The sequence below is a fragment of the Georgenia thermotolerans genome (genome assembly GCF_009193185.1).
Classification (GTDB): domain Bacteria; phylum Actinomycetota; class Actinomycetes; order Actinomycetales; family Actinomycetaceae; genus Georgenia; species Georgenia thermotolerans.
Map to the genome: position 1 here is coordinate 1 of NZ_VUKF01000108.1, position 1,221 is coordinate 1,221.

The following is a 1,221-nucleotide window of genomic DNA, read 5'->3' on the forward strand; positions in this document are numbered from 1 at the left end:
CGGCGGCGGGCGGCGGCGCCGCGGCGGCCCAGCGCCGGGGGCGCGGGGTCGAGGACAGTGACGCCCCACAGCGCCCGCGAGCCGGGGTCGCGCAGGATCGCCCGGTCGCCCACCCGCAGGGGCAGCGCGCGCTCCAGCCGCAGCCGGGCCAGGCCCTCGCCGAGCGGGCGGTGGTGCGCGGCCACCGCCGTCGCGCCGAGGTGCAGCAGCGGCCGCTCGGGCGGCGTGCCGGCGCCGGACAGGCGCACGTCCACGGTGTCGCCCAGGTGCCAGGCGCCGGGGGTGAGCAGCACGCTGCCGCGCCCGACCTCCTCCACCCCGTCGCCGGTGAGGTTGAGCGCCACCCGGGCGACCGCCGTGGCGGCGCCGACGTCGCGGCCCAGGGACTGCACCGCGCGCACCCGCAGCCGCCGGCCGGCGTGCTCGAGCCGGTCGCCCTCGGCCACCCGGCCGGCCGACAGGGTCCCGGTCACCACCGTCCCGGCGCCGCGCACGCTGAAGCGGCGGTCGACCCACAGCCGCACGTCCCCGGCGGGGTCCGGGGCGGGCAGGGCGCCCAGCATCTCGCGCAGCGCGGCGCGCAGCTCCTCCAGCCCGCGGCCGGTGACGGCGCTGACGGGGACGACGGCGGCCCCGCGCAGCGAGGTCGGCGCGAGCTCGGCCCGGGCGCGGGCGACGGCCGGGGCGGGGTCGGCGAGGTCCGCGCGGGTGACCGCGACGACGCCGTGGGCCACCCCGAGCGCGTCGAGGGCGGCCAGGTGCTCGGCGGCCTGCGGCATCCACGGGTCGTCGGCCGCCACGACGAGCAGCACCGCGGGCACCGGCCCGATGCCGGCGAGCATGGTCGGCACGAACCGCTCGTGGCCCGGCACGTCGACGAAGGCGACGTCGCCGACGCCGGGCAGGGCCGTCCAGGCGAACCCGAGCTCGATGGTCAGCCCGCGCCGGCGCTCCTCGGCCAGGCGGTCGGGGTCCGTGCCGGTCAGGGCGCGCACGAGCGTGGACTTGCCGTGGTCGACGTGCCCGGCGGTGGCGACGACGTGCATCAGGACCGCTCGGCCGCGGGGAGCGGGGGAGGGGAGACCGGCGCCGCGGAGGTGGCGGGGCCAGCGGGGGCGGGGCCGTCGGACGCGGCGGCGTCGGGCGCCGCCGCCAGCGGTGCGGGGGCGGCGGCCGCGGCCCGCACCGCGGCCTCGAGGACGGCGTCGTCGGCGGGCGGCA

The 1,221-nt window shown here is 82.1% G+C and carries 1 protein-coding gene; it reads right to left on the bottom strand.

Annotated features, from left to right (window positions below; genetic code table 11):
* A partial coding sequence (gene selB / locus GD970_RS21385) for a selenocysteine-specific translation elongation factor (RefSeq protein WP_152204893.1) occupies window positions 1-1,046 on the bottom strand: 1,046 nt, incomplete at its 3' end.
* Window positions 1,047-1,221 lie beyond the last annotated feature (175 nt).